The organism is Microbacterium sp. 1262 (assembly GCF_040544895.1).
Classification (GTDB): Bacteria; Actinomycetota; Actinomycetes; order Actinomycetales; family Microbacteriaceae; genus Microbacterium; species Microbacterium plantarum.
Map to the genome: position 1 here is coordinate 1947197 of NZ_JBEPKU010000001.1, position 26137 is coordinate 1973333.

Consider the following 26137-nt stretch of genomic DNA (forward strand, 5'->3'; position numbering starts at 1 on the left):
TAATCAACCCCATGACTGACATCGCACGCACTCTGTCCGCCCGGGAGGCGAACGGAACTGCCGACATCATGATGATGTCGCAGCGTGCTGTCATGTGTTGCCGAATGTGCCGCTGACAGGTGAACCCCGCCTGATCCTCCGCCGCTTCTGAACGCGGCCGCGGATCCCCGAGTTCCGATGGCCCGGCCCACAACGCCGACATCCGGATGCTCGCTCACCGGCCCCCGCTGGGCCTCACGCAACGCACACCCGAACCCGCCGCAGGCTGACAGCCCGGGTTCACGTTCCGAGGACGAACCTCCCATGTCGAACACCGCTCTTCTCGCCCCCGCCGCCCCCGCTCGCCACCTTCGCGCCGTCGAGACGCCTCCCCCGGCGCCCGCCGCTGCGACCTCGACCGCACCCCGCGGCTTCGCCCTGTACGTCGGCATCGACGAGGCCAAGGCCGCCGTCGACGGCGTCTCGCTCTCGACCCTCGTCGAGGCGCTGCGCCGCACGCTGGGCGAGCTCGCCCCCCACGCCGAGACCTACGCGACCGTCGCCCTGGCACCGGTCGGCGCGGGCGGACGCGACGTCGACGTCGTCCGTCTCGCGCTCCACGAGCCCAGCGCGGTCGCCCGCACGAAGCAGGACGTCCCGGCGGAGGACCACGTCCCCGGCGGCGTGACCGTCGACATCTCGCGCAAGCGCGTCTTCATCGATGGCGAGTCGGCGGCCTTCACCTTCAAGGAGTTCGAGCTGCTGCAGTACCTGGTGCTCCGTGAGGGACGCACCATCGAGCGCTCCGAGCTCGTCGAGTCGCTGTGGAGCAACGGTTCCGACGACGAGGCGCCGGGCGAGCGCACGATCGACGTCCACGTCCGCCGGCTGCGTGCGAAGCTCGGCCGCTACGAGGACATCGTGCGCACGGTACGCGGCGTCGGCTACCGGTTCGACCGCCACGCCGACGTGGTCATCCGCTACGGCCACGGCACGCCCTCGCCCGACCGCTTCTGATTCGCGCCGCGTCACCCCGACGCCGATCGACGTCGCTCACGGCGGGATGTCGGAGGTTCCGACGTAGGGTGTCGGCATGAGCGCGGTGACGACGGGACGGATGCCGGGTCGCCGCCCGGCGATCCGCGAGCGCGATGCCGCGCCGCCGCCGCCGTCATCCCGCCCGATCGAGACCGAGTACCGACCGGCTGCGCCGATCGACATCGCCCGCGCGGTACGTCACCAGCAGCACGGCGCCCACGATCCCACGATGACGGTCTCAGGCGACGTGATCTGGCGCGTCAGCCGCACGCCGCGCGGCGTCGCGACGCTCGCCCTGCGGGTGGGCCGCTCGCTCGTGAGAGCAGCCGCCTGGGGTCCCGGCGCCCAGTGGGCGATCGAGCAGCTGCCGCGGCTGTGCGGCGCACACGACGATCCCGAAGGGTTCGACGGGACGCGGCATCCGCTCATCGCCGACATCCACCATCGGCATCCCGACATCCGCCTGGGCGCGACCGACCTCGTCTTCGACGACCTCGCGAGCGCGATCTTCGAGCAGAAGGTGACGGGCCTGCAGGCCTTCGGCGCTTGGCGCGCGATCGTCACCTGGTACGGCGAGCGCGCGCCGGGACCGACGCCGCGTCCGATGTTCGCCCCGCCCGCGGACTGGCACCTGATTCCGAGCTGGGCGTGGCATCGCGCCGGCCTCGAGCCGCCGCAGTCGCGCACCGTCGTGCGCGCGGCACAGCGACGGGCGTCGGTCGAGCGCGCGGTCGCCGGCGCCCGCGGCGGCGACGAGCACGAACGCATCCTGACCTCACTGCCGGGGATCGGGCCGTGGACCTCCGCGGAGACCCGCATCCGCGCCTTCGGCGATCCCGATGCCGTGAGCGTGGGCGACTACCACCTGTGCCACACCGTGGGCTACGCCCTGACGGGCCACCGCGTCGACGACGACGGGATGCTCGAACTGCTCGAGCCGTGGCGGGGCCACCGGCAGCGTGTCATCCGGCTCATCTACGCGGGCGGCGTCTTCGAACCGCGCCGCGGCCCGCGGCTGCATCCCGAAGACCACCGCGACCGCTGACCCGCGCGGCACCGTAGGCTCGGGGCATGGCGAATCGGGGATGGCAGCGCGGACACACCTACTGGGCGCTCGGCGCCGCCCTCGTCTTCCTGCTCGGCATCGTGTTCGGCCTCGTGATGAACAACGTGTGGCTCGGCCTCGTGCTCGCCGCGGCGATCTCGGTGGGATGGCTCATCGCCTACGAGTCGCGCCGGGGACGCAACGAGGGCGTCTACGACCGCGACGACGACGGCGCGCAGCTCTGACCGCCGCGCGAGCCGCTTCACCTGACACTTTCCGCCCCCTTCACGCGCCGGATGCGGCCACAACTGCCAGGTGAAGCCCTCTCGGTGCGCTGCGATCAGCGGAAGTACACCGCGAGCGGGTACTCGCCGTCGTCGCGGACCGCGATCGGCGTCTGGAACACGCTCTCCAGCACGTCGGGGCGCATGATGTCGCGCGGTGTCCCCGCGCACGCCACCGTTCCCCCGGTGAGCGCGACGATGCGGTCGGCGTAGGCGGCGGCGAAGTTGATGTCGTGGATGACGACGACGACGGTCTTGCCCAGCTCATCCGCCGCACGCCGCAGCTGCCGCATCATCCCCACGGCGTGACGCATGTCGAGGTTGTTGAGCGGCTCGTCGAGCAGGATGCAGTCGGTGTCCTGCGCGAGCACCATCGCGACGTAGGCGCGCTGGCGCTGCCCGCCGGAGAGCTGATCGAGGTAGCGGTGCGAGAGGTCCTCCAGATCGAGGAAGCGCAGCGCCTCGTCGACGTGGCGCCGGTCGTCGGGAGTGAGGCGTCCCCCGGAGTGGGGGAACCGCCCGAAGCCGACGAGGTCGCGCACCGTGAGCCGCGTGACGAAGTGGTTCTCCTGCCGCAGGATCGACACCACGCGCGCCAGCTCGCGGCTCGGGGTGCGCGCGACATCGAGACCGCCCACCGTGACCGTGCCCGTGGTGGGCTCGGTCAGGCGCCCGACGATCGTCAGCAGCGTGGACTTGCCGGCGCCGTTGGGCCCGACGAGGGCGGTCACCCCGCCGGCCGGGATCTGGAGGTCGATGGGACCCAGCACGCGCAGGCCCCCGTAGGACTTCGAGACGTCGGTGAGGGTGATCACAGCGCGCCCTTTCGCAGCAGGTAGACGATGAAGAAGAGGCCGCCGACGAACTCGATGATGACCGTGAGCATGCCCGCGGCGTAGAACACGTGCCGCAGCACGAAGTAGCCGCCGAGCAGCGTCGCCGCCCCCAGCAACGCCGCGAAGGGCAGGATCACGGCGTGGCGGGACGATCCGGCGAGCTGGTAGGCGAGGGTCGCGACGATGAACCCGAAGAAGGTCATCGGGCCGACGAGCGTCGTGGAGACCGAGATGAGCACGGCCACCAGGATCAGCAGGACGGTGACCTCGCGCTTGTACGCGAGGCCGAGGTTCGTCGCTACGTCGCGCCCGAGGGTCAGCACGTCGAGACGTCGGCGGCGGCGCCACACCACGACGAGGACGATCGCGACGATCACCGCGGCCCATGGCAGGTACTCGGGGTTCGAGTTGCTCAGGTTGCCGAACAGGCGCGCCGAGAGGAGGTCGAAGTCGCTCGGAGTCAGCAGCCGCTGCATCACCGTCGAGAGCGAGCCGAAACCGACCCCGAGCACGATTCCGATCAGCAGCATGATGTGCAGGTTTCCCCGCTTGCCGGCGAAGAGCCACCCGTAGAGGAGCGTCGCGAACGCCACCATCAGCAGGCTCTGGAGGGCCACCTTGGCGAGCCCGTCGGTGGCCGCGAGCGCAGCTCCCCCGAAGAAGAACACCAGGCCGGTCTGCATCACGACGTAGAGCGCGTCGAACCCCATGATCGAGGGCGTCAGGATGCGGTTGCCCGTCGCGGTGTGAAATAGCACCGTCGCGACCGCCTGGCAGCATGCGACGATCGCGACCGTCGCCACCGTCGTGACCCGGAGCTCCACGGCGAGCCAATAGCCGCGCTGCGCCGGATCGAGAGGGATGTTCCACGTCAGCAGCAGAACGGCCGCCGCGGCGACCATGATGGCGAGAACGACGAACCGCAGCCACACCCGCGATCGGACAGTGCCGCGCAGCGTCTCAGCCATCGTGCCCTCGCTGCCGCAGGAGCAGCACGACGAACACGGCAGCACCGAGGACGCCGAGGATCATCGAGACGGGCACCTCGAACGGCATCCGGATGACGCGGCCGACGATGTCGCAGACGACGATGACAGCCACTCCGCCGAGACACACCCAGGGGAGGTTCGCGCGGAGATTGTCTCCCCGCCACATCGACACGAGGTTGGGCACGACGAGCCCGAGGAAGGGCAGGAACCCCACGACGACGGTCGTGACGCCGGTCGCGACGGCGACGAGGGCGGTGCCGAGGAGGAGCACCCGGTCGTAGTCGACACCGAGCGTCGTTGCGACATCCTTCCCGAGGCTCGCCGCCGTCAGCCGGTCGGCGAAGAGCGCGACGAGCACGACGACGATGCCGACGACCCACAGGACCTCGTAGCGACCACGGACGACGGCGGTGAAGCTGCCCATGAACCACGTACCCAGCATCTGCAGGGCGTTCGCACTGACCGCGAGGTAGGTCGTGAAGGACGAGACGACGGCGCCGAGCATGATGCCGATGAGCGGCACGATCAGCGACGAGCGCAGCTGGATGCGACGCAGGATCGCGAGGAAGACCATCGTGCCGACGAACGCCGCGAGGCTCGCGAAGAGCATGCGTACGACCAGCGGAGCGTCGGGCGCGAGGAGCACCGTCGCGAGGAGGCCGAGCGCTGCCCACTCGGTGGTCCCAGTGGTGGTCGGCTCGACGAAGCGGTTCTGCGTCAGCAGCTGCATGACGAGGCCGGAGACGGCCATCGCGCAGCCCGCGAGGACCAGCGCGAGCGTGCGCGGAATCCGGGTGATCCACAGCATCTCCGAGCCGACGCCGTCCGAGGCGAGGTCGTAGACGCCGACGAAGAGGGACAGCACGACGAGACCGGTCACGACGGTGATCGCGGCCGGGAGGGCGAGACGCCCGCGGATGCGGGCGGGGGCGGTGAGCGCAGTCATGACGGATCGCGGCGCCCCGGCCGGCAGTACCGGACGGGGCACCGCGCAGGACGATCAGGCCGCCGCGGCGAAGGCCGTCGCGATGTCGGCGTAGAGCTTGGTGTACGCCTGGATGCCCTCGTCGAGGTAGAAACTCGGTGCGAGGTAGACGATCTGCCCCTTCTGCACGGCGGGCACGTTCTGCAGCGCTTCGGACCCCTCGATGAGCTCCTTCGCCGAGACATAGCCGTCCTCGCCGAACATGGCGTCCCGGTCCAGCACGATCAGCCACTCGGGGTTCGCCGCCGCGATCGCCTCGACGCTGATGTCGTCGCCGTGCGAGGCGTTCTCCGCTCCGCGATCGATGCCGGGGACGAGTCCGAGCGTGGGGAAGACGGCACCGACGCCGCGCCCCTCCCCCGGGGCCGCGAACGAGATCTTGCCGCCCGAGGTGAGCAGGCCGACGACCGTGTCGGTGCCGTTGTAGGCCGCCTTCGCGTCGGCGACGGCGCCGTCGAGGGCGTCGGCGAGCTTCTTCGCGTCATCCTCCCGATCGAAGACCTGTCCGAGGATCTCGACCTGGCGCTTCAGCTCGGCGACCTGCTCCTCGCCCTCGCGAGCACTGGTCTCGATCGTCGCGGGCTGGATCGCCGTCAGGTCGTCGTAGATGTCGCGGAAGCGGTACCCGCCGACGATGAGGTCGGGCTGGGCCGAGATGATCGCCTCGAGGTCGGGCTCGCGGTGCAGCCCGACGTCGAGCACGTCGTCGCCCCCGGACAGGTTGGGCCACAGGTCGTACATCAGCGGCTTGGGTGCCGCCACGAGGTCGATGTCCCAGTCGCTGAGCGTCTGGAACGTCGTGTTATCGAGCGCGACGACGCGTTCGGGGGCGACGGGCACCTCGATCTCGCCGTGGTTGTCGGTCACGGTGACGGTCGTGGGCGCGGTCGCGTCACCGCTGGGCGCGGCATCCGGGCTCGCCGACGACGCGCACCCGGCGAGGCCGAGCGCTGCGACGAGCGCGATCGAGACGAGTGCGGGACGGCGGATGGCATGGCTCACGTGACGTAACTCCTGGTGCGGTGCGTATCGGATGCTGGTCGACGGGGCGACCGGATGCCGGGATCGAGAACCGGCGACTGTGTAGGTTAGCCTAACCTTCATGTCCGCCTCGACCGCAACCCCCTCGTTCCGGATCGCTCGCCGAGCGCTCGACCTGCGTTTTCGCTTCGTCCGCCTGGCAGCCCGACAATGGCTCACTCCCGCCTATGTCCGGGTGCGGCTCGAGGGCGCCGATCTGCGGGACTTCGATTCCCCGGGGTGCGACGACCACGTCCGTGTGTTCTTCCCCGAGGTGGCCCCCGAGAGCATCGACGAGCTGCGTGCGGCGCCGAGCCGCGAGTACACCCCGCTCGCCTGGGACGCCGACGAGGGCTGGCTCGACCTCGAGTTCGCCCTGCACGGCGACGGCGTGGCTGCGGACTGGGCGGCGACGGCGGAGATCGGGTCGACGATCGGCATCGGCGGACCGCGCGGATCCGCCGTGCTCACGGGACGCCCCGACGGCTGGTTCCTGGCGGGAGACGAGACCGCGGTCCCCGCGATCCGGCGGTTCGCCCATCACATGGATGCCGCTGCCGTCGGGCGCGTGCTCATCGAGGTGCCCGACGCCGATCACGAGCTGCCCATCACCACGCCGCCGGGGGTCGTCGTCGAGCAGGTGCACCGCGGATCGGCATCCGCCGGCGCTCCCCTCGCCGCTCGTCTCGCCGCGCTCGGCGACGACGACCGACCGGACGGCGCCGTCTTCGCTTTCGTGGCGGCCGAGCAGTCGATCGTGCGCTCCGCTCGAACGCTGCTCCTCGACCGCTGGCGCCTCGACCCCGAGCAGATCACGGTGAAGGGCTACTGGAAGCGGGGCGAGCCCGAGTATCACGCACCCCACTGACGCGCACGGGTCGGTTCACCTGACGCTTCCCGCCCCCTCTCCGCGCGGGATGGGGCCAGAACTGACAGGCGAAGACTGCGCCGCCCCGCGACGCTCCGCTAGCATCGCGGGATGGAGGCCGTCTCGACAGCACCGCTGCCGAACGCTTCGCTGCCCCAGGCGATGCGCCGTTTCGTGGTGCACGCCTTCTGCCTGCGCGGGCGCGCGAGCCGCAGCGAGTACTGGTGGTGGATGGCCGTCGGCACCACGGCCGCCGTCGTCTTCCTCCTCGTGATCCCGCGGATGCTGTCGGGGCGCTGGCCGCAGCTCGACCTCGGGCTGCACCCCTTCGGCTGGTGGGGATGGCGCGGGATCGAGCTCTTCGGGCCGATCGCTCCGACCGATCCCCTCTCGACCCTGGTGGCGGTCTACCTGTGGAGCTCGACCGTGTGGGTGGTGGCCACCTTCATCCCGGGTTTCACCGTCGCGGTGCGGCGGCTGCACGATTCGAACCTGTCGGGATGGTGGGTGCTGCTGAACCTGATGCCCATCGGCGGGTTCGTGCTTCTCCTGCTCGCCCTGCGACGGTCGCGCCCCGAGGGCGCGCGTTTCGACGGGGATGCCGCGCTGCTCGAGCGCGCCGCGGGCTGGGCCCCGACAGGGGTGGTGGCGTGATGTCCCTCCTCTCCACGCTCCCGATGCTGCTCTCGGTCATCGGCGCCCTCTCGCTCGGCGACTCGAGCGGGCTCGCAGCGGCGACCGCGGTGGCGCTGCTCACGATCGCGATCGCGGTCGCCTCGATCGCGGGCGCCGTCACGGCGACGGGGGCGGCGGGTTCGCGGCGCCCCCACCCGCGGCGATCCATCTCGCCGTCGACTCTGCTGGCGCAGAGCGACCCGGACGCTCCCGGGAGACGCCGCCCCCGAGCCCCGGGGCTCGCGGCTCCAGCCGCGTAGCCACGTCCGGAACGGCTCCACACCCGCGCGCACCCGCACCGCAGGCCCCGTACTCCGCGCCGTCCGGCGTCCCCTCGCGGCTGATCCCCCGTGCTCAGCTTCGTCGATCGGACTCTCCATGGACCTGTACTCCTTCCCGCCCATCGCCGCCGCGCTCGACGCCGTGGCCTCGATCCTCGCCGCACTGACCGCGGCGCTCGGACCCGCGCTCGGCGACCTCGCCGCCGCGGCATCCGTCATCCTCATCACCGTCGTCGTGCGCACAGCACTGATCCCCGCGGGCGTCGCCCAGGCGCGAGCGGATCGCGCTCGTGCACGCCTGGCGCCGCGGCTGCGCGAGCTCCAGCAGCGATACCGGAGCGACCGCGAGAAGCTGCAACGCGAGACGCTCAAGCTCTATCGCGACGAGAACGTCTCGCCGACGGCAGGCTGTCTGCCGCTGCTGGTGCAGGCTCCCGTCGTGGGGCTGCTGTACGGGGTGTTCATCCATTCGACGATCGCGGGCCACACCAACGTGCTGCTCGCCGAGACGCTCGCCGGGGTCCCCCTCGGGTCGAGCCTGACGGGCACCGTCGCGTCGGGCACACTGCCGCTCGCCGCCGCCCTCGTGTTCGGCGCCGTCATCGCCTCGATCGCGCTCGTCGGCGAGCTGACGCGGCGAGCCTTCCGGGTGACGGATGCTCCGGCCGCCCTGTCGGGGGTGCTCGGGGTCGCGCAGTTCGCGACCGCCGTCGTCGCGGTGTTCGTTCCGCTCGCGGCGGGCCTGTACCTGGTCGTGACGGTCGCCTGGACGCTGGCGCAGCGGCTCATCCTCCGTCGCATCCTCCCGCCCGTCGCCGCGTGAACCCGTTCATCTGACAGGAGAGCGCCGCAAGGCGCGACTGAGACGCGACTCAGGCGCGCGCGGGCAGATTCTCCTCGAGGAACGCGAAGACCGTCTCGTACCAGACCCGCGCGTTCTGCGGCGAGAGGATCCAGTGGTTCTCGTCGGGGTAGTACAGGAACCGGTGCGGGCTCGTGCCGTCCTCGGCGGCGTGGTGCTCGTTGAGGTCGGCCCACAGCCGCAGACCCTCGCCGATCGGCACCCGGTAGTCACGGTCACCGTGGATCACGAGCATCGGCGTCCGGATGTCGGCGACGAAGCGATGCGGCGAGTTGGCGAACGCACCCTCGGGGCTGAAGATGCTCTGCCAGTACGGCGCGAAGTCGGTCGTGCCGGCGAACTGGTCGAACGCCCACAGGCTCGCGTGGGTCACGATGGCGTCGAAGCGGTCGGTGTGACCCGCCACCCAGTTCGCCATGTAGCCGCCGAACGATCCGCCCATCGCGGCCGTCCGGGTCTCGTCGATGTCATCGCGCGCGACGACCGCATCCGTGATCGACATGAGGTCGGTGAAGGGCGCCGCGCCCCACGCGTCCCACCCGCGCGCGATGAAGTCGAGCCCGTAACCGGTCGACAGCGCCGGGTCGGGCAGCAGCACGGCATAGCCTCGGGCCGCGGCCAGCAGCGGGCTCCACCGCCAGCTCCACGCGTTCCAGCTGTTGAGCGGTCCGCCGTGGATCCACAGCAGAAGCGGCGCCGGGGTCGCGGCATCCGCCCCCTCGGGCAGCACGAGCCAGCCGCGCACGCGGGCTCCGTCGTCGGCGGTCGTCTCGACCTCGACCATCGAGGCGGTCGTCGCGGGGGACGGCGCCGGGTTCGCCAGCGGCGTGACAGAGCCGTCGGCGGCGACACGGACCGGATGCGGCGGCGTCATCCAATTGGAGCGGAGCGCGATGACGTCCGTGGTGCCCGAGACCGGCTCGACGTGCGTGTACGCGAAGTCGTCGTGCGTCGTCTGCGAGACAGCGCCGCCGTCGAGCGGCACGCTGAAGACGGGGCCGCGACCGTCGTGGTCGGCGGTCACCACGAGCGCCGCGTCGTCATCGGAGAATCGGATGCTGCCGGGCCAGCGGTCCCAGTCCGAGGCCAGGCGCTGCGCGTCGGCACCGTCGAGGGCGCTCGCCCACAGCTCCTGATCGGCGGGCCCCGCTGGGGTGGACTTCACCGTGCGGACGTAGGCGACACGGGCGCCGTCGCGGCTGATCGCGGGCATCTCGACGTCGACGTCGACCTCGTCGCGGATGACGCGCAGCTCGCCCGTCGCGGTGCCGATCGCGACGAGACGGTACCGGGCGTCACGCCCCTGCGGCTCGGGCACCGAGGCGACGAGGGTCGCACCGTCGGGCGTGAGCGCCATACCCGCCGTCGAGGCCGCACGACCACGGAGCAGGATGCGCGGGCGCGGCAGCCCCGCGGGGTAGGGCTCGTCGGCAGCCTCCCCCGCTTCGGCGCCAGCGCCGACGACCTCGTCGACGGCCTGGTCGGCGGTCGCGATGACGGCGGGCGCGTCGCCCAGCTCGTTCAGATCGAGGGCAAGCAGCGCGGGCTCGTGGGGGCCGAGATCGTGGTCCCAGTACCGCACGGGGTAGGTGTCGTGGATGATCGCGGAAACCTTGAGCTTCTTCCGCTCCGCCCGCAGCTTCGCGTCGGCCTCGATCGTGGCGGCCTCGGGGAGCAGCGACGACGCGATCACGATGCGGTCGGAGTCCGCCGCCGTGACGACCGCGGAGACGCCGCCGGCCAACCGCGTCACCGGGCGCGCCTCGCCGCCGGCGGCCGGAAGCAGCCAGAGCTGAGCGGGTGCGCCGTCCGCGGCGTCGTTGTCGGGGCGGGCCGACACGAACAGCAGATCGCCGGAGGATGTGAACACGGCGCCGGACTCGCCGGTCGTCGAGCGGGTCAGGCGTCGCGGCGCACCGGCGCCATCGGCGGGCACCGACCACAGCGAGCGCTCGTAGCCGGTGCGATCCTTCGTGAGGGTCGCGACCGTCAGCACGACGTGCGAGCCGTCGGGCGCGGTCGCCGCCGCGTCGATGCGGGGAAGGGCGTAGTAGTCGTCGAGAGAGTCGAACGGCGTCGTCATGCCTCCACGCTATCCGGCGCGGGCTACATCTCCTCGTGGGTGTCGGGGTCGCCGTCCCAGAGCCGGCCACGTTCGAGGGCGCTGATCGCCGCGATCTCGTCGCCCGACAGCAGGAAGTCGAAGACGTCGGCGTTCTCGCGCTGGCGGACCGGGTCGGCAGACTTCGGGATCGGGGTCGACGACAGCTGCGTGTGCCAGCGCAGCACGACCTGCGTTCCGGTGACGCCGTGGGATGCCGCGATGTCGGCGATGACCTGCTCGTTCAGCAGCTCGCTGCGCCGAGCCAGGGGGCTCCAGCTCTCGGTGCGGATGCCGTTCGCAGCGTGGAACGCGCGCAGGCCGGCCTGCGGGAAGTAGGGGTGCATCTCGACCTGATTGACCGCCGGGGCGACTCCGGTCTCCTCGATGAGGCGGGCGAGCATCGGCTCGGTGAAGTTCGAGACGCCGACCGAACCGACCTGCCCCTCGTCGCGGAGCGCCAGCATCGCACGGTAGGTCTCGAGCCACTTGCCCTGGCTCGGGTTCGGCCAGTGGATGAGGTACAGGTCGATCTTCTCGACGCCGAGCCGGCCGAGCGAGCCTTCGGCGCTGCGGATCGTCTCGTCGAAGCCGTGGTCGCGCCCCGGCACCTTGGTCGTGATGATCAGCTGGTCGCGGATGCCGCTGCGACGCACGGCTTCCCCGACCTCCGACTCGTTCTGATAGTTCACCGCGGTGTCGAGCAGCCGGTAGCCCGAGTCGATCGCGGCGGCGATGGCGTCGATGCCCTCGGGGCCGCGCAGGTTGTAGGTGCCGAGCCCGAGCTCGGGGAAGTCGGAGCCGTCGTTGAGCGAGACCGTGGGAATCGTGACCATGCCGCACACGCTACGCCGTCGCCGTGGTCTTCGGTGCGGGCTTGCGCAGAGCGATCCCGTCGCTCAGCGGGCCAGGAACTCCTCGATGACCGTCAGCACTCCTGCCTCGGTGTGCGAGGGCGCGCTGTAGCGGGCGACGGCCGCGATCTCGGGGTGCGCCTCGGCCATCGCGTACGAGTAACGGGCCTGCTGGAGCAGTTCGAGGTCGTTGAGGTAGTCACCGAACGCCATCGTGTGCTCGGGGCCGATCCCGAGCGTCTCCTGCAGACGGGACAGCGCCCGCCCCTTGTTGACCCCCGGGTTCATGATGTCGACCCAGTGCTGCCCCGACACCACGACCTGGTGCGTCTCGCGGAGGTCGAACAGCTCGGGTGCGACCGAGTCCTCGGCGAGCGCGAAGTCGTAGACGGCGAGCTTGAGGATCTCGTCGTCGACCGAGGTCAGGTCGTCCACGACAGCGAGCTCGGCGTAGTACTTGTCGGCCTCGGCGAAGAAGGCTGCGTCCGCGCGCTCGATGTAGGCCGACCGCTTGCCGCAGACGACGAGGCCGACATCGAGGTGGTCGAGACCGCGGATGCGGCGGACGACGGATGCCGCGAACGCGGGGTCGACGGCATCCGAGCTGACCTCGGCGCCGTCTCGGACGACGTACGCACCGTTCTCGGCGATGTAGTCGAGCTCGACCGGCGCATCCGCGAACTGCCGGCGGAGCGTCGCGAGCTGGCGTCCGCTTGCGGGAGCGAACACGATGCCCCGATCGCGCAGCCGCGGCAACAGCCGCCACAGGCCCTCGGGGATGCGGCCGTCCGCGTCGAGGAGCGTGCCGTCCATGTCGACGGCGATCAGGCGGATGTCGGGAGAGGTCACTCCCCCATCCTCTCCGACACGACCGGCGGCTGCGGCCGTGCGCCCCCGGGGGATAACCCGAAAGGGAGTCTCCGGGCGGCTCGCCTGCGCGGCACCCGGCCGCGGTCCTAGCGTGGAGCCATGACCACCGCCGTCGCCAGCACCGCCCCTCCATCCCGTGCTCTGACCTGGGTGCGCCCGCTCGGAGCGCTCGCCCAGCTCGCCGCCCTCGGCTTCGCGGGCACCGCCGTGTTCACCGTGCTCCTCACCCTCATGGCGACGGGGATCGGCCTGACTCCGGCACTCGGACTCGGCCTGCCGATCCTGGTGGGTTTCGTCTACGCGCTCTGGCTCACCGGCTGGCTCGAATACGCCCGCGTCGACGGCCTGTACGGGTGGGGCCTGCCCTCGCTTTCGCCGCGCAGCAGCGGCCGGCCCGGGTTCGGCGGCTGGCTCCGCACGGTCTGGCTGCAGTTCACCGACGGGCGGATGTGGCGCGGGGTCGCCCACGCAGCGATCTCGACGGTGCTGGGGCTCATCGCGCTCAGCCTGTCCGGACTGCTCGCGTCGGGCTTCGCCCTGATCTTCGCCCCGCTCTACGCGGAGCAGACCGTCACCGTCGCCTCGACCTGGATCAGCGTTCCCCGCGAGGGCGCCGTCGTGGCCGGGGTGCTCCTGGTCCTCGTGCCGGCAGCCCTCCTCGTGGGGATCACCCTTCTGCACGGCATCCTCGCCAAGGCGATCCTCGTCCCCTCGCGCGAAGCGCAGCTGGTCGAGGCTGCCCGCACCGCGGGGGTGCAGCGCGAGGGCGCGGTCCGCGCCGGTGAGCTCGAGCGCACCCGCATCGAGCGCGACCTGCACGACGGCGTGCAGCCGCGGCTCGTCTCGGTGGGCATGACGCTGGGACTCGCCCAGCAGAAGATCGACGACGACCCGGATGCCGCGAAGGAACTGCTTGCCGAGGCCCACACCTCGACGAAGGCCGCGATCACCGAACTGCGTCAGCTCGCCCGCGGAATCCACGCCTCGGTGCTCGACGATCGCGGACTCGACGCGGCACTGTCCGCCCTCGCCGCCCGCTCGCACGTGCCCGTCAGCCTCGACGTACGGGTCGACCAGCGGTGCAGTCGCACCGCGGAGGCGGCGGTGTACTTCGCGATCGCGGAGTCGCTCACCAACGCTGCCAAGCACTCGCGGGCCGGGGAATGCCGCGTGGTGGTCCGTCACCGCGACGATCACACCCTCTGGGCGCGGGTCGAGGACAACGGCGTCGGTGGAGCCCGGGTCATCCCCGGAGGCGGGCTCGACGGGATCATCAACCGCATCACCGCCGCGGGCGGCACGACACGCCTCGACAGCCCGGCCGGTGGACCGACCGCTCTGGAGGTGAGCGTGCCGTGCGCATCCTGATCTGCGAGGACTCGACGCTGCTGCGAGAGGGGATCGTCCGGCTGCTGGCCGACTCGGGCCACGAGGTCGTCGCGGCCCTCCCCGATGCCGACGGTATCTCCGCCGCCGTGGCCGAGACCCAGCCCGACCTCTGCATCCTCGACGTCCGGCTGCCGCCGACGTTCACCGACGAGGGCATCCGCGCGGCCCTCGCCCTGCGTGCCGAGAACCCCCGGCTGCCCATCCTCGTCCTGAGCCAGTACGTCGAGGAACGCTACGCGAGCGAGCTCATCACTTCGCAGGGGGCGGCCCTGGGCTACCTCTTGAAAGACCGCGTGGCCGACGTCGGCGAATTCCTCGCGACGATCGAACGCATCGGCGCGGGAGCCACGGTTCTCGACCCCGAGGTGGTCGCGCAGCTGCTCATGCGCCGATCGCGTGACGAGCGGATGTCGCGGCTCACCGAACGCGAGCGGACGGTGCTCGCCCTCATCGCCGAAGGGCGCAGCAATCAGGCGATCGCCGGGGCGATGTTCCTCAGCGAGGCGAGCGTCGAGAAGTACATCACCTCGCTCTTCCAGAAACTCGACCTCGAGCAGGACGAACACGGCAACCGCCGCGTGCTCGCCGCCCTCGTCCATCTCGAACACGGCGGCTCACAGCCGCAGAACGGAGCAGTGCGATGAGCACGACCCTGACCCCGCCTCCTGCCACGCCGCCGGGAGCCCCCGACGGGCCGCCGTCGGCGGGCGGCACGCCCCCGACGGTGCCGACGTCGACGCCGTCGTCCGCAGCCCGCGTGGTCGCCGGGCTCACGATCGCCGCGGGCGCGGGCCTCCTCCTGTTCACCGCCGGAACCAGTGTCGTGTCGACAGTCGTCAGCGGCGGCACCGCGACCTCGACGATCTCGGCGCCGACCGCGGGTGTGAGCTTCCTCGAGATGGATGCCGCGGCTGCCGACGTCGAGGTCTCCTTCGGCGATGTCGACGAGGCGACCCTCACCGTGACCGGCTCGGGAGGCGCCGAGGCGTGGGAGCTCGCCCGCGACGGCGACCGCCTCGTGGTCGACTCGGACCGTGACTGGTGGAGCGGATGGCGCCTGTGGGGCGGAACGTCGCGGGCGACGCTCGTCCTTCCCGACGACCTCGCGGGACTTGACGCCCAGCTGAGCGTGGGGGCGGGGGCCCTGCGAGCGGACGGGGAGTTCGGCGCTCTCGCGCTGCGCGCCGATGCCGGGTCGATCGATACGGCCGGCTCCGCGACGAGCCTCGACGCCCGCGTATCCGCCGGACGCGTTTCGGTCGAGCTCGACGGGGTCCGTGAGGCGACCGTCGACGTCAGCGCCGGCCGGGTGTCGGGCTCCCTCGCGGGCACCGCTCCGACGTCGGTGACGATCGCCGCCGAGGCGGGCGGGGTCGACCTCGCGCTCCCCCGTGGTGATTACGCCGTCAGCTCGACCCAGGAGGCAGGCTCGTTCGTCAACGGCCTGAACGAAGACCCCTCGTCGCGCAACCGCGTCGAGGTCCGGGTCTCGGCGGGGTCGGTCGTCCTTCGGGAGGGTCGCTGAGGGTCCTGCCGCGATCCTGAACGATCACTATGCAGCGCTGATGAGAACGGCCCAGCCGTTGCATCCCGTTACCTGGTCGTTATAACTTCGAGGCACGCAGTTCCCCCCAACTGCGCGGTGTGATCTCTGGTGCAAGGGATGACAGGGCCGGTCGACGATTCTGAGTCGACCGGCCCTTCTCACGTCCGGCTGGCGGTCGCCGCGGTCGTAGGCTGGCCCGGTGCGTGCGTTCACCGGTCATGTTCCCGGGTCGCCCGCTTACCGCCGGCTCATCGCCGGGTTGTTCTTCGCCGGCGTCGCGACCTTCGCGCAGTTGTACTCGCCCCAGGCGGTCCTCCCCTTCATCGGCTCGGAGTTCGGGGTCGAACCGGCCACCGCCGCATTGGCGGTCTCGGTCTCGACGCTCGGTCTCGCCGTCGGCGTCATCCCCTGGTCGGTCGTGGCCGACCGCATCGGTCGCGTACCCGCGATGGCGACCGGGGTCATCGCCGCGACCGTGCTCGGCCTGCTGGCCCCGCTCGCCCCGACGCTGCCGCTGCTGCTCTCCGCCCGGCTGCTCGAGGGCGTGGCACTCGGGGCCGTGCCCGCCATCGCCCTCGCCTATCTGTCAGAAGAGGTCGACGCCGCCCACACCGCGACGGCAGCCGGCAGCTACATCGCCGGCACCACGATCGGCGGACTGCTCGGAAGGCTCGTCGCGGGCCCCTTCGGCGATGTCGGTCTGTGGCGCGGCGGCGTGTTCGCCGTCGCGGCGGTGTGCGCGGCGTCGGCCGTGCTCTTCCTGTGGCTCACCCCGCCGGCCCGCGGCTTCGCGCCGCAGCGGAGGACCGGAACCTCCGACCCCTCGCTCGTCGCCCGGCTCGCGACGAACCTGCGCGACCGTCGCCAGCTGTCGCTCTACGCGCAGGGATTCCTGCTCATGGGCGGCTTCGTCGCCGTGTACAACTACCTCGGGTTCCACCTCGTCGCACCGCCGTACTCGCTGCCGCTGTGGATCGTCAGCTTCCTCTTCCTCGCCTACCTCGCCGGGACCGTAGCCTCTCCCTGGGCCGGGTCGCTCGCGGGGCGGTTCGGGCGTCTGCCGGTGCTGCTGGCGGCGCTCGCGGTCATGGCGATCGGCATCGTCGTGACGGCGGTGCCCCACGTGATCGCGGTGCTCGTGGGGCTCCTGATCCTCACCGCCGGCTTCTTCGGCGCCCACGCGATCGCCTCGGGCTGGGCTCCCGCGGCGGCGAGGCCGGAGACGCGCGCTCAAGCCGCGTCGCTGTACTACCTCGGGTACTACGGTGGCTCGAGCCTGTTCGGCTGGCTCCTGGGATATGCCTTCCACGACCTCGGCTGGGCCGGTGTCGCCGGATGCACCCTCGTGATGGTCGCGGTCGCCGGCCTGCTCGCGGTGCTCGGGCTCAGGGCGCCGCGTCAGCCGGCCTGACCGGGGTCGGGCCCGGCAGCGCAGCGGCGGCAGCCTAAGGCTCTGGCGGCGCTGCGTCGGCGTAGGCCCGGCTCAGTCGCCGGTACTGCGGCGAGAGGAACGCGAGCAGCACCACCACGAGCATGAGCGCGCTCCCGGCGACGAAAGCCAGGGCGATGCCCCGCGCCTCACCGCCGCCGAGGAGCCAGCCGAAGCTGCGCTCACCGGCATCCGTGCGCATGAAGGGAATCAGACCGAACTGCGCGAGCGGTCCGACGAGGTACGCCGAGATCGGCGAAGCGGCCGACTCGACCGACGCCGCGAAGCCGAAGACGCGGCCCTGGGTCTGGAACGGCACGACGCGCTGGATGACGGTCTGCTCGGCGGCCTCGGCTGCGGGCATGAGCATCATGAACACGAAGATCCCCAGGGCGTAGAGCCACCACCACTCGCGGATCGCGAAGGTCATCCCCAGCACCGCGACGCCGACGTTGACCAGCAGCAGGGTGCGCACGGGGTTGCGGCCGAGACCGCGGGCGGCGACCAGCGCGCCGCCGACGATGAACCCCGTGCCGGTGACCGCGAGCACGATCCCCCACGCCTCGACGGTGAAGAGCGTCAGCCCGTATGGATCCATGAGCGCCATGAACACCCCGCCGACGAGGTTGTTGAGGGTCGTGAACAGGATCAGGGCCAACAGCCCCGGGACGGATCGGATCGCCGGAACGACGCCGCGGAACGTGAAGGCCGGTGCCGCGGCCTCGTGCGATGCGGCGATGCCGCGCTCGGGGATCGACACGAATGTCAGATGCGCGAGGGCCAACGCGGTCGCGGACACCGCGATCACGACGGTCCAGCCCATCCCGAGGAGGCCGATCGAGAGACCGGAGAAGACGCTCGTGACGATGAACGCCACACCCTGCACCGTTCCGACGAGGCCGTTCGCCCGGTCGCGGCGGTCGCTCGGCACGAGAAGGGTCACGGTGGTGGACAGCGCGATGTTGCGCAGATTCTCCACGACTCCCCCGACGAGGATCAGGCCCGCGAACACCCAGAACCAGGGGCGCCCCCAATCGACGAGGATCGACTCGGGAAACAGCAGGTAGACCGCGCCGGCACCGAGATAGGTCGCCAGGGTGATGAGGCTCGAGAGCACCATCACGGCCTTCTTCTTCATGTGGTCGACGAGGGCCCCGAAGACCACCCCGAACACGGCGACGAGCAGCATGTACGAGCCGCCGATGATGGATGTCGCCAGGACGTTCTCCGTGGCGAGGTAGGCCCAGAACGTCAGGGCGAACCAGAGGAAGCTCGAGGTCACGTTCGCGAGCAGAGTGTTGCCGAGCACCTGGTGGAACGCGCGCATGCGCGAGGTCTCCAGCGCGCTGAGCGGGGCGGTCATGGGACGAACAGTAGACCCGCTCGCGAACGCGGAGAAGAACGCGTTTCGGGTCGACGGTCAGGCTCGCAGCGCGGGATCGGCGAGCGACCACTTCTGGGCCGTCTGCATCATCCAGAACACCAGGAACAGCGCCAGGGCGATGAGCTCTCCCGCCAGCACGACGGGGATGTCGAACAGCACCGCCGACACGACGGTCGCGGCGAGGTCGAGCAGGAGCGCGATCGCGACGATGACGTACCCGATCCGCGTCCGCCTCGCCGGTGGGTGCGCATCGGAGGGCCGCAACGCCTCGGCGAGCGCGACGAGGGCGATGAGGATGAAGAAGCCGAAGGCCGCGACGGCGTGACCGTAGCGGACGAGCAGTTGCGGTGCGAGCGTCCACACGAGGGCCACGCCCGCGAGCACCGTCGCCGCAAGGGCGAGCGTCGGCCCCGTGTCGCGGAGGGCGACGTCTCCGCGTCGCGCCAGCACGAGACCGATCGCGAGCACGACGGCGCCGATCACGAGGTACGTCGCCAGAGCGTTGTCGAGGTCGTCCGTGAACCCGGCGGGGACGCACGGGGCGGCGCAGTCGACGACGACGCCGGGCACCTCGCCGGCCGAGATCGGCGTCGGGATGATGGCGATGAGCGGGGCCAGGAGCGCCGCGACATCCAGCAGCACCCGCTGCGGGCCCCGCCCGGAGAGCGCGAGCAGGCAGGCCGCGGCCGCGACGAGGGCGGCGGAGAAGACGGTGCGGGCCGAGCTGTAGAAGTAGTGGCTGACGCTGGGCAGCACTCCCGCGTCGGGGATCGCGAAGAGCACCGCGAGCATGATCGCGACGGGTGCGCCCGCGAGGGTCAGGCGCAGGTAGCGATACGTGCGCTGCGAGGTCGAGACGGGCGGCACGACGCCAGGCTAACGGCGACGTCCGACGTCCGCCGCATCCGCCCCGGTGACCGGAGCGGATGCGGCGGCGCGGCGCGTCAGGAGACGGCGGCGATCTCGTTCGGAACGTGCGGCAGCTTCACCGTCTGCACGATCTCACCCGTCGTGAGGTCGACCGCGACGAGCTCGCTGTCCGCCGGGTCGGTGACGTAGGCGATGTCGCCCGCGACCTTGACGGCCGGGTGCGGAGCCTGCCACTCGGCCGGACCCTCCCACGGGTCGACAACGGGCAGGGACTTCGTGATGCCCCCCGTGGCGGGATCGATCCAGTGCAGCGATCCGTCGGTGCCGATCAGCACGGCCTCGCCGGCCGGCCCGCGCGCGATGCCGCGGAAGGTGTACTCGACGCCGGCGGGCAGCGCGACCTTGGTCAGCGACTTCGCCTCGGTGTCGACGAGGGCGATGTTGCGCAGCAGGTAGCCCTCGGCGTCGGGGTCGTCCTTGTAGTCCATGACGACGAGCGGGCTGTCCTCCGCGACGAAGGCGTTGCCGATCCGGCCGTACGAGTCGGGCGAGGTGACTTTGGTGATCTCGCCGCCGTCGTAGATGATCGCGCCGTTCTCGCAGCCGAACACGACGCGCTCGCCCTCGGCGGTGCCCTCACCGTGGACGCCCGGGCAGTCGGCGTTGGACGCGACCTCGGTGCCGTCCGCATCGAGCACGCGGATGCCGGTGCGCCCGGCCTCGCCGCCGACGGTGGTCAGCAGTGTGCCGTCCTCGAGCTCGACCGAGACGCCGTGGTGCGCCTCGACGCCGGCGATCACCTCGGCGTCGGGCAGCTTGCCGTCGAGCTGTGCGAGGTCGGCGGTGTCGAAGATCGTCGTATCGCTCGTCGCGTCGTCGTACAGCACGGTCTTGCCGCCGTGGACGACGACGTGTCCGGCGGCGTCCGCCGGGACGACGAGGTCGGTGAGCTCGGGCTGCTGCACGTCGAGCAGCTGGAAGCCCTCCGACGTGGTGACCATGACGTGGCGGCCGTCACCGGCCGCGTTGAGCCGGATGAAGTCCTCGGAGTCGAAGTCTCCGATCACCTCGAGCTCGTCGCCGCCGAGCACGAGCACGCCGCCCTCGTAGCCGAGCGCGACCCGGGGACCGGCGGGGACGGATGCCTCGGCCGACGCGTCACCGGACGGGCTGGACGTCGCGGAGGGCGAGGACGAGCATCCCGCCAGCACCAGGGCTGCGGCGCCGGCGAGGGCGCCGAACTGCAGGGTTCTCTTCATGGGGTGGGTTTCCTTTCCAGGGAAATGCCTCATCGGGTGAGGCCGTCGGTGATGCGCTGGAGGTTCTGGCGCATCATGTCGAGGTAGGTGTCGCCGGGCTGCCCCTCTGGCGCGAGCGACTCGGTCAGCAGCGGCACGACGGACACGTCGCGCCCCGCTTCGTCGGCGAGGACGCGCATGAGCCGGTCGGGCTGCGACGAGTCGGCGAAGATCGTGCGGACCCCGGCCGCGTCGATCGCGTCGACGAGCTCCTGCAGGTCGGACGCGCTGGGCGCTGCGAGCGTCGTGCCGCCCGGGATGGCCGCCCCCAGGATGCGGACGTCGTAGCGGCGCGCGAGGTAACCGAACACGTGATGGTTGGTGACGAGGGCCCGGTGCTCGGCGGGGATGGACTCCAGGCCCGCCGCCATCTCGGCATCGACGGCCTCGAGTTCCGCGACGTACGCGTCGGCGGCGTCCGTCACGGCCTGCCCGCCGTCACCGGCGAGGTCGGCGAGGACCGGAGCGAGGGCGTCGACGACACGAGCGGTCTGGGTCGGATCGGTCCAGAAGTGCGGGTCGACCGCGTCGGAGTCGAGGTAACCGAGGGTCTCGACGTGATCGCCCGCGACGAACTGGGCCACACCGTCCGCGGCGGACGCGTCGACGTGGTGCTGCACCCCCTCTTCGAGCCCGAGCCCGTTCGAGACCACGAGATCGGCACTGCGCATCGTCGCCGCGTCCTGGGCCGAGAGCTCGAACGAGTGCGGATCGGCGTCCCGCGGCATGAAGGTGACGACGTCGAGCTCTTCGCCGGCGAGGTTCTGCACGATGTCGCCCAGGATGTTGGTCGTCACGACGACGGTCGGGCGGTCGCTTCCGACCCCCGAGCAGCCCGCGAGCGAGACCACTCCGGCGACGACGAGGCCGAGAGCCAGCGCCACCCGCCTCATCGGCCCGTCTCCGTGAAGAGGGCCGGGGCGTGCTCGGTCGCGAAGCTTCGGGCCACCCGCCCGCCGTCGGCGGGATCGAGCTCGAACAGCGTCCGCTCCGCGGGCCCGTTGAGGTAGGTGCGACGCTGGTCCGCGACGAGGTCGACGCCCGCGGCGAGCGCCGGGTCTGCGACGGATGCCGCCACCAGCGGCTCCGTGCGGGAGAGCTGCTCACCCGTCGCACCGGAGATGACGATCACCGAGCCGTCGGCGGCGAGCGCGACCACGGTCTCGTCGGCGTCGTCGACGGCCGTCACGCGGACGATCGGCTGGCCGGCGTCGTGCGCCGTCCACGAGCGCTCGCGGGTGTCGAGCAGCCAGAACGCCGAGGACTCGGTACGACCGGCCACGGTGGGGCGACCCTCGCGGTTCGCGAACGACAGGGCACGGCTCGGCCCGCCCGCGGGATACGGGATGCTCTCGAGAGTCGTGCCAGCGGCATCCGAGACGGCGAGCACGGCACCGTCGGCGCATCCGATGACGACGCCCACATTGGTCGCGATGGATCCTGCCGGGTCGACGCAGGGCGCGGTGTCGAGTTCCGATCCCGAGGCGTCGACGCGGCGGATCTCGCCCGAGCCGGCGTCGGCGATCAGCGCCCCCCCGGGGATCGGTGCGACGAGGGACCCGGGGGCATCGAGGTCGAGGCGGAACCTCTCGACGATGTCGCCCTTCTTGAGCGCGTCGAAGTCGAGCAGCACGGCCTCGCCGCCGCGGTCGCCGTCGTCGAAGTAGACGCCGACCCCGAGATCGCTCGTCACGGTCCGCGGTGTGCCGGAACCCTCGAGCTCACCGAGGATGCGGGACGGCGCCTCGTAGTAGTGGAAGTGGTCGATGTGGTTCCACGTCCACACGCCGCTGTCGATGATCGACACCTCACCCTCGCGGCCCGCGAAGAGGAAGCGTCCTTCGCTGTCGAGCGTGTCGGCGGGAGCGATGTCACCGAGGACCTCGGACTGCTCGTCGATCAGGTCGAGGTGGTGCACGGCACCGTCGGTGCCGATGCTGGTGAGGTGCAGCGCGGGCTCGGCGAGTTCGCGCGCCCCGGCGATGGCGCCGTGACCGTCGCCGAGGGCTTCGCCACGCGCGGTGGCATCGGCATCCGGAGTCGCGGCGGAGTCCGACGGAGCGGCCTGGCAGCCGGCGAGCAGGGCGGCACCGGCGGTGAGAGCGATGAGCGAGAGAGGTGCACGAGTTCTCATGCGGTCCTTTCCGGGGTGTTCGGGATGACGGATGCCGGCGCGCGGCGCCCGTCCGGGCGGGTCAGAGCGCGCACGAGCGCGCGGATGCCGGTGGAGACGGCACCGGAGCAGATCGCGGTGAATGCGACCGTGGCGCCGGCAGCGGTGGCGGCGTGCCAGGAGATGAGCAGGCCCACGGCGACGGAGAGCGTGCCGATCAGGGCGGCGAGGATCATCGTGGGCACGATGCGCCGGGTCCACTGCCCGGCCGCGACGGCGGGGCCGAGGAGCATGCCGACCACCAGCAGCGAGCCGACCGCCTGGTAGGCCGAGACCACCGCGAGCGTGACGAGCCCGACGAGGACGATGTGGGCGGCGCGGGGACGGAGACCGAGCAGCTGCGCCTGTCGCGGGTCGACGGTCAGCGCGACGAACGCGCGGTGCCCGAGGGCTGCGACGACGACGGTGACGATGACCGCGACGGCGAGGGCGACGAGTTCGGAGGGACCGATGGCCAGGATGTCGCCGAAGAGGATGGCCGAGGCATCCGTCGCGAAGCTCCGCGACGCCGAGATGACGATGATGCCGAGCGAGAGGCTCGCGACGAACAGGAGTCCGATGCTGGTGTCGGCCGAGAGGCGGCCCCGGCGCTGCAGGGCTCCGACCCCGAGCGACATCGCTGCCGCACTGATGGCAGCGCCCGCCATCGGCGGGAACCCCGTGAGGGTCGCGACGGCGACCCCGGGAAGCATGCCGTGCGCCATGGCCTCGCCCAGGAACGCCATGCCGCGCAGCACGACCCACGTGCCGACGATGCCGCACACGATCGCCACGAGCGCGCCGCCGAGCAGGGCGCGCTGGACGAACGTGACGGCGAAGGGATCGAGGAGGAGGGACACGGTCGACGACCTTACATGAAAGTGAGAACCGTTTTCATTTGCAATACTGGGTGGATGTCCAGCTCCACCACCCCACTCGTCCCCGGTGGCTCCGTCGTCGCCCTGCGGGAGGTGACCGTCGCCTTCGACGGGCACCTCGCCCTTCGCGGCGTGGATCTCGATGTGACCGGCGGAGAGGTCCACGCGATCGTGGGCGCCAACGGGTCGGGGAAGTCGACCCTGATCGCCGTCGCGGCCGGGCTCCTCTCCCCCACCTCGGGAACGGTGCGCCGAGAACCCGGCATCCGCGTCGGTCTCGTACCGCAGACCTCGAACGACGGCGCCCGCCTGCCGCTGACCGTGGCCGACCTGGTCGCGATGGGGCGCTGGCGCGAGCGGGGACCATTCCTGCCGCTGCGGCGCAGCGACCGCGCGCGCATCGCCGAAGCGATCGACACCGTCGGGCTGGCCCCGCTCGCCCGGCGGCCGCTCGGCCTGCTCTCGGGCGGCCAGCGCCAGCGGGCGTACATCGCGCAAGCCCTCGCGCAGGAGGCCGACCTGCTGCTGCTCGACGAACCGATGAGCGGACTGGATGCGGCATCCCGCGACGCCGTCGCATCCGCTCTCGCCGCCGTGGCGAGCACGGGCACGGCCGTCGTCGCCGTCACGCACGATCTGGCAGAGCTCGGCGACGTCGATGCCGTGTGCCGCCTGGTCGACGGGCGCGTCGTCGAGAGTTCTTCCGCCGCGCCGCGTGGACGCGGACACCGCGGCGCGGCTACCGTGAGAGCGTGACCGCTGCTCCCATCGATGCCACCACCACCGCCGCCTGGACCGACCTCGAGTCGCTGAAGAAGGGCTTCACCCCCGACCTCCGCGGGTGGTTCGACAGCGACCCCGGGCGCGTCGAGCGTCTGAGCCTGCCGCTGGCCGACCTGCACGTCGACCTGTCGAAGAACCTCGTCACCGACGAGATCGTCGCCGCCCTCGTACGCCTGGCCGAGCAGACCGGCGTCGCCGAGCGCTACGCCGCGATGGTCTCCGGCGAGCACATCAACACCAGTGAAGACCGCGCGGTGCTCCACACTGCCCTGCGTCGCCCCGCCGGCACCTCACCCGAGCTCGTCGTCGACGGCCAAGACATCGACGCCGACGTCCAGGCCGTGCTCGAGAAGATGTCGGCCTTCGCCGACCGGGTGCGCTCGGGCGAATGGACCGGCATCACCGGCAGGAAGGTGACCCACGTCGTCAACATCGGCATCGGCGGCTCCGACCTGGGCCCGGTCATGATCTCCGAGGCGCTTCGGCCGTACGCGACCGCCGGCATCCAGGCGCGGTTCGTGTCGAACATCGACCCGTTCGACATCGCGAACAAGACCGCCGACCTCGACCCCGAGACGACGCTGTTCATCGTCGCGTCAAAGACCTTCACGACCCTCGAGACCCTCACCAACGCGCGCCTCGCCCGCGACTGGCTGTGGGCCGGGCTGCAGGAGGCCGGCGCGATCGACGACGGCGAGGCGCAGAGGACGGACGCCGTCGCCCACCACTTCGTCGCCGTCTCGACCGCGCTCGACAAGGTCGAGGCCTTCGGCATCGACCCCGCCAACGCGTTCGGATTCTGGGACTGGGTCGGCGGCCGCTACTCCGTCGACTCGGCGATCGGCCTGTCGCTCGTGATCGAGCTCGGCCCCGACGCGTTCCGCGACCTGCTCGCCGGCTTCCACGCGGTCGACGAGCACGTGGCATCCACTCCGCTCGAGAAGAACGTGCCGGTTCTCATGGGCCTGCTCAACGTCTGGTACACCAACTTCCTCGGCGCCCAGACGCACGCGGTGCTCCCTTACGCGCAGCAGCTGCACCGCTTCGCGGCCTACCTGCAGCAGCTCACGATGGAGTCGAACGGCAAGTCGGTCCGCTGGGACGGCACCCCCGTCACCTCCGACACCGGCGAGGTCTTCTGGGGTGAGCCCGGCACCAACGGCCAGCACGCGTTCTACCAGCTCATCCACCAGGGCACGCGGCTGATCCCCGCCGACTTCATCGCCTTCGTCAACCCGGCCCACCCGCTCACCGACGGCGGGCGTGACGTGCACGGGCTGTTCCTCGCGAACTTCCTGGCGCAGACGAAGGCGCTCGCCTTCGGCAAGACCGCCGAGGAGGTCGAGGCCGAGGGCACGACCGGAGCGCTCGTCGCGGCACGGACGTTCGCGGGCAACCGTCCGACGACGTCGATCTTCGCGCCCGCGCTCACCCCGAGAGTGCTCGGCGAGCTCATCGCGCTCTACGAGCACATCACCTTCACGCAGGGCACGATCTGGGGCATCAACTCGTTCGACCAGTGGGGTGTCGAGCTCGGCAAGCAGCTCGCCCTGCAGATCGCGCCCGCGATCGAGGGCGACGCCGACGCGCTCGCCGCGCAGGACGCCTCGACCCAGGCCCTCCTCGCCTACTACCGCACGCACCGCCACTCCTGACCCACAAACGCACACCGTCGACTCGCCAGAGAACGCGAATGCCGGGACACCGGCATTCGCAGTTCT

The 26137-nt window shown here is 71.2% G+C and carries 26 protein-coding genes; 13 read left to right on the forward strand and 13 right to left on the reverse strand.

The genetic code is table 11. The annotated features are described in order from the left end of the window. Nucleotides 1-303: 303 nt before the first annotated feature. The 3 genes from ABIC53_RS09325 to ABIC53_RS09335 all read left to right on the forward strand — a co-directional run bounded on the left by ABIC53_RS09325 (nucleotide 304) and on the right by ABIC53_RS09335 (nucleotide 2307). Complete coding sequence (locus ABIC53_RS09325; protein ID WP_274178448.1) at nucleotides 304-996, forward strand: winged helix-turn-helix domain-containing protein; 693 nt, start codon at nucleotides 304-306, stop codon at nucleotides 994-996. Between the two features lie 100 nt (nucleotides 997-1096). Next, entirely contained in the window at nucleotides 1097-2062 is a 966-nt protein-coding gene (locus ABIC53_RS09330; protein ID WP_282502543.1) for a DNA-3-methyladenine glycosylase family protein, read from the forward strand. A gap of 26 nt (nucleotides 2063-2088) precedes the next feature. Further along, nucleotides 2089-2307, forward strand: a complete 219-nt coding sequence (locus tag ABIC53_RS09335; RefSeq protein ID WP_112616669.1) for a hypothetical protein — start codon at nucleotides 2089-2091, stop codon at nucleotides 2305-2307. 95 nt (nucleotides 2308-2402) lie between these two features. Here the strand turns inward: ABIC53_RS09335 and ABIC53_RS09340 are convergent, their stop codons facing one another. From ABIC53_RS09340 to ABIC53_RS09355, 4 genes are read right to left on the reverse strand one after another with little or no spacing between them, the layout of a single operon-like run. Continuing rightward, the gene (locus tag ABIC53_RS09340; protein ID WP_282502129.1) at nucleotides 2403-3161 is read right to left on the reverse strand and encodes an iron ABC transporter ATP-binding protein; all 759 of its coding nucleotides are present in this window, start codon (nucleotides 3159-3161) and stop codon (nucleotides 2403-2405) included. Beyond that, the gene (locus ABIC53_RS09345; RefSeq protein ID WP_282502128.1) at nucleotides 3158-4150 is read right to left on the reverse strand and encodes an iron chelate uptake ABC transporter family permease subunit; all 993 of its coding nucleotides are present in this window, start codon (nucleotides 4148-4150) and stop codon (nucleotides 3158-3160) included. The genes ABIC53_RS09340 and ABIC53_RS09345 overlap by 4 nt, the downstream gene beginning before the upstream one ends. Then, a complete protein-coding gene (locus ABIC53_RS09350; protein ID WP_282502127.1) occupies nucleotides 4143-5117 on the reverse strand; it encodes an ABC transporter permease in 975 nt (324 codons plus the stop codon). Before ABIC53_RS09350 ends, ABIC53_RS09345 begins: the two co-directional genes overlap by 8 nt. Before the next feature lie 54 nt (nucleotides 5118-5171). Continuing rightward, nucleotides 5172-6158, reverse strand: coding sequence for a siderophore ABC transporter substrate-binding protein (locus ABIC53_RS09355; protein ID WP_274178444.1), 987 nt, complete (start codon nucleotides 6156-6158; stop codon nucleotides 5172-5174). A 100-nt stretch (nucleotides 6159-6258) separates the two neighbouring features. Here ABIC53_RS09355 and ABIC53_RS09360 point away from each other — a divergent pair, with 100 nt between their 5' ends. The 4 genes from ABIC53_RS09360 (at nucleotide 6259) to ABIC53_RS09375 (ending at nucleotide 8823) form a co-directional block, all read left to right on the forward strand. Continuing rightward, nucleotides 6259-7044: a siderophore-interacting protein gene (locus ABIC53_RS09360; RefSeq protein WP_274178443.1), complete on the forward strand. Its 786-nt coding sequence runs from the start codon at nucleotides 6259-6261 to the stop codon at nucleotides 7042-7044. Nucleotides 7045-7155: 111 nt separating this feature from the next. Continuing rightward, a complete protein-coding gene (locus tag ABIC53_RS09365; RefSeq protein ID WP_282502126.1) occupies nucleotides 7156-7698 on the forward strand; it encodes a DUF805 domain-containing protein in 543 nt (180 codons plus the stop codon). Next, complete coding sequence (locus ABIC53_RS09370) at nucleotides 7695-7979, forward strand: DUF6412 domain-containing protein (RefSeq protein ID WP_354451242.1); 285 nt, start codon at nucleotides 7695-7697, stop codon at nucleotides 7977-7979. The genes ABIC53_RS09365 and ABIC53_RS09370 overlap by 4 nt, the downstream gene beginning before the upstream one ends. 118 nt (nucleotides 7980-8097) lie before the next feature. Continuing rightward, complete coding sequence (locus ABIC53_RS09375) at nucleotides 8098-8823, forward strand: YidC/Oxa1 family membrane protein insertase (protein ID WP_282502125.1); 726 nt, start codon at nucleotides 8098-8100, stop codon at nucleotides 8821-8823. 49 nt (nucleotides 8824-8872) lie between these two features. On the opposite strand, the gene ABIC53_RS09380 is transcribed toward ABIC53_RS09375, so the two are convergent. The 3 genes from ABIC53_RS09380 to ABIC53_RS09390 all read right to left on the reverse strand — a co-directional run bounded on the left by ABIC53_RS09380 (nucleotide 8873) and on the right by ABIC53_RS09390 (nucleotide 12666). Next, nucleotides 8873-10945, reverse strand: coding sequence for a S9 family peptidase (locus ABIC53_RS09380; protein ID WP_282502124.1), 2073 nt, complete (start codon nucleotides 10943-10945; stop codon nucleotides 8873-8875). A gap of 23 nt (nucleotides 10946-10968) precedes the next feature. After that, nucleotides 10969-11799, reverse strand: coding sequence for an aldo/keto reductase (locus ABIC53_RS09385; RefSeq protein WP_282502123.1), 831 nt, complete (start codon nucleotides 11797-11799; stop codon nucleotides 10969-10971). Between the two features lie 63 nt (nucleotides 11800-11862). Then, nucleotides 11863-12666, reverse strand: a complete 804-nt coding sequence (locus tag ABIC53_RS09390) for a Cof-type HAD-IIB family hydrolase (RefSeq protein WP_274178437.1) — start codon at nucleotides 12664-12666, stop codon at nucleotides 11863-11865. A gap of 120 nt (nucleotides 12667-12786) precedes the next feature. Here ABIC53_RS09390 and ABIC53_RS09395 point away from each other — a divergent pair, with 120 nt between their 5' ends. The 4 genes from ABIC53_RS09395 (at nucleotide 12787) to ABIC53_RS09410 (ending at nucleotide 17033) form a co-directional block, all read left to right on the forward strand. Next, the gene (locus ABIC53_RS09395; RefSeq protein ID WP_282502122.1) at nucleotides 12787-14055 is read left to right on the forward strand and encodes a sensor histidine kinase; all 1269 of its coding nucleotides are present in this window, start codon (nucleotides 12787-12789) and stop codon (nucleotides 14053-14055) included. After that, nucleotides 14043-14720 (forward strand): response regulator, encoded by a 678-nt coding sequence (locus tag ABIC53_RS09400; RefSeq protein WP_282502121.1) that lies wholly within the window; start codon nucleotides 14043-14045, stop codon nucleotides 14718-14720. Before ABIC53_RS09395 ends, ABIC53_RS09400 begins: the two co-directional genes overlap by 13 nt. Further along, nucleotides 14717-15601, forward strand: coding sequence for a hypothetical protein (locus tag ABIC53_RS09405; RefSeq protein ID WP_282502120.1), 885 nt, complete (start codon nucleotides 14717-14719; stop codon nucleotides 15599-15601). Before ABIC53_RS09400 ends, ABIC53_RS09405 begins: the two co-directional genes overlap by 4 nt. A 220-nt stretch (nucleotides 15602-15821) precedes the next feature. Further along, nucleotides 15822-17033, forward strand: a complete 1212-nt coding sequence (locus ABIC53_RS09410; protein WP_274178434.1) for an MFS transporter — start codon at nucleotides 15822-15824, stop codon at nucleotides 17031-17033. A 34-nt stretch (nucleotides 17034-17067) separates the two neighbouring features. Here ABIC53_RS09410 and ABIC53_RS09415 read toward each other — a convergent pair whose 3' ends face one another. The 6 genes from ABIC53_RS09415 to aztB form a co-directional block, all read right to left on the reverse strand. Then, the gene (locus ABIC53_RS09415; protein ID WP_274178433.1) at nucleotides 17068-18414 is read right to left on the reverse strand and encodes an MFS transporter; all 1347 of its coding nucleotides are present in this window, start codon (nucleotides 18412-18414) and stop codon (nucleotides 17068-17070) included. A gap of 57 nt (nucleotides 18415-18471) precedes the next feature. After that, nucleotides 18472-19302: a hypothetical protein gene (locus ABIC53_RS09420; protein ID WP_323987279.1), complete on the reverse strand. Its 831-nt coding sequence runs from the start codon at nucleotides 19300-19302 to the stop codon at nucleotides 18472-18474. Nucleotides 19303-19379: 77 nt separating this feature from the next. Then, on the reverse strand, nucleotides 19380-20564 hold the full coding sequence (gene aztD / locus ABIC53_RS09425; protein ID WP_282502117.1) for a zinc metallochaperone AztD: 1185 nt from the start codon (nucleotides 20562-20564) through the stop codon (nucleotides 19380-19382). Between the two features lie 29 nt (nucleotides 20565-20593). Next, a complete protein-coding gene (locus ABIC53_RS09430; protein WP_323987278.1) occupies nucleotides 20594-21496 on the reverse strand; it encodes a metal ABC transporter solute-binding protein, Zn/Mn family in 903 nt (300 codons plus the stop codon). Beyond that, nucleotides 21493-22737 (reverse strand): hypothetical protein, encoded by a 1245-nt coding sequence (locus ABIC53_RS09435; protein WP_323987277.1) that lies wholly within the window; start codon nucleotides 22735-22737, stop codon nucleotides 21493-21495. Before ABIC53_RS09435 ends, ABIC53_RS09430 begins: the two co-directional genes overlap by 4 nt. Next, on the reverse strand, nucleotides 22734-23615 hold the full coding sequence (gene aztB / locus ABIC53_RS09440; RefSeq protein WP_269267310.1) for a zinc ABC transporter permease AztB: 882 nt from the start codon (nucleotides 23613-23615) through the stop codon (nucleotides 22734-22736). Before aztB ends, ABIC53_RS09435 begins: the two co-directional genes overlap by 4 nt. Nucleotides 23616-23669: 54 nt before the next feature. Here aztB and aztA point away from each other — a divergent pair, with 54 nt between their 5' ends. Both aztA and pgi read left to right on the forward strand, forming a co-directional pair. Continuing rightward, nucleotides 23670-24389, forward strand: coding sequence for a zinc ABC transporter ATP-binding protein AztA (aztA, locus tag ABIC53_RS09445; RefSeq protein WP_274178427.1), 720 nt, complete (start codon nucleotides 23670-23672; stop codon nucleotides 24387-24389). Beyond that, on the forward strand, nucleotides 24386-26071 hold the full coding sequence (gene pgi / locus ABIC53_RS09450) for a glucose-6-phosphate isomerase (RefSeq protein ID WP_282502113.1): 1686 nt from the start codon (nucleotides 24386-24388) through the stop codon (nucleotides 26069-26071). Before aztA ends, pgi begins: the two co-directional genes overlap by 4 nt. The last annotated feature ends 66 nt before the right edge of the window (nucleotides 26072-26137 follow it).

Excerpts from the sequence above, each read along its gene's own strand:
- ABIC53_RS09385 (WP_282502123.1), bottom strand. The coding sequence starts at position 11,799 with ATGGTCACGATTCCCACGGTCTCGCTCAACGACGGCTCCGACTTCCCC.
- ABIC53_RS09350 (WP_282502127.1), bottom strand. The coding sequence starts at position 5,117 with ATGACTGCGCTCACCGCCCCCGCCCGCATCCGCGGGCGTCTCGCCCTC.
- ABIC53_RS09345 (WP_282502128.1), bottom strand. The coding sequence starts at position 4,150 with ATGGCTGAGACGCTGCGCGGCACTGTCCGATCGCGGGTGTGGCTGCGG.
- ABIC53_RS09325 (WP_274178448.1), top strand. The coding sequence starts at position 304 with ATGTCGAACACCGCTCTTCTCGCCCCCGCCGCCCCCGCTCGCCACCTT.
- ABIC53_RS09360 (WP_274178443.1), top strand. The coding sequence starts at position 6,259 with ATGTCCGCCTCGACCGCAACCCCCTCGTTCCGGATCGCTCGCCGAGCG.
- ABIC53_RS09395 (WP_282502122.1), top strand. The coding sequence starts at position 12,787 with ATGACCACCGCCGTCGCCAGCACCGCCCCTCCATCCCGTGCTCTGACC.
- ABIC53_RS09405 (WP_282502120.1), top strand. The coding sequence starts at position 14,717 with ATGAGCACGACCCTGACCCCGCCTCCTGCCACGCCGCCGGGAGCCCCC.
- ABIC53_RS09415 (WP_274178433.1), bottom strand. The coding sequence starts at position 18,414 with ATGACCGCCCCGCTCAGCGCGCTGGAGACCTCGCGCATGCGCGCGTTC.
- ABIC53_RS09335 (WP_112616669.1), top strand. The coding sequence starts at position 2,089 with ATGGCGAATCGGGGATGGCAGCGCGGACACACCTACTGGGCGCTCGGC.
- ABIC53_RS09435 (WP_323987277.1), bottom strand. The coding sequence starts at position 22,737 with ATGAGAACTCGTGCACCTCTCTCGCTCATCGCTCTCACCGCCGGTGCC.
- ABIC53_RS09380 (WP_282502124.1), bottom strand. The coding sequence starts at position 10,945 with ATGACGACGCCGTTCGACTCTCTCGACGACTACTACGCCCTTCCCCGC.
- ABIC53_RS09430 (WP_323987278.1), bottom strand. The coding sequence starts at position 21,496 with ATGAGGCGGGTGGCGCTGGCTCTCGGCCTCGTCGTCGCCGGAGTGGTC.
- ABIC53_RS09365 (WP_282502126.1), top strand. The coding sequence starts at position 7,156 with ATGGAGGCCGTCTCGACAGCACCGCTGCCGAACGCTTCGCTGCCCCAG.
- aztA (WP_274178427.1), top strand. The coding sequence starts at position 23,670 with ATGTCCAGCTCCACCACCCCACTCGTCCCCGGTGGCTCCGTCGTCGCC.
- ABIC53_RS09375 (WP_282502125.1), top strand. The coding sequence starts at position 8,098 with ATGGACCTGTACTCCTTCCCGCCCATCGCCGCCGCGCTCGACGCCGTG.
- ABIC53_RS09330 (WP_282502543.1), top strand. The coding sequence starts at position 1,097 with ATGCCGGGTCGCCGCCCGGCGATCCGCGAGCGCGATGCCGCGCCGCCG.
- aztD (WP_282502117.1), bottom strand. The coding sequence starts at position 20,564 with ATGAAGAGAACCCTGCAGTTCGGCGCCCTCGCCGGCGCCGCAGCCCTG.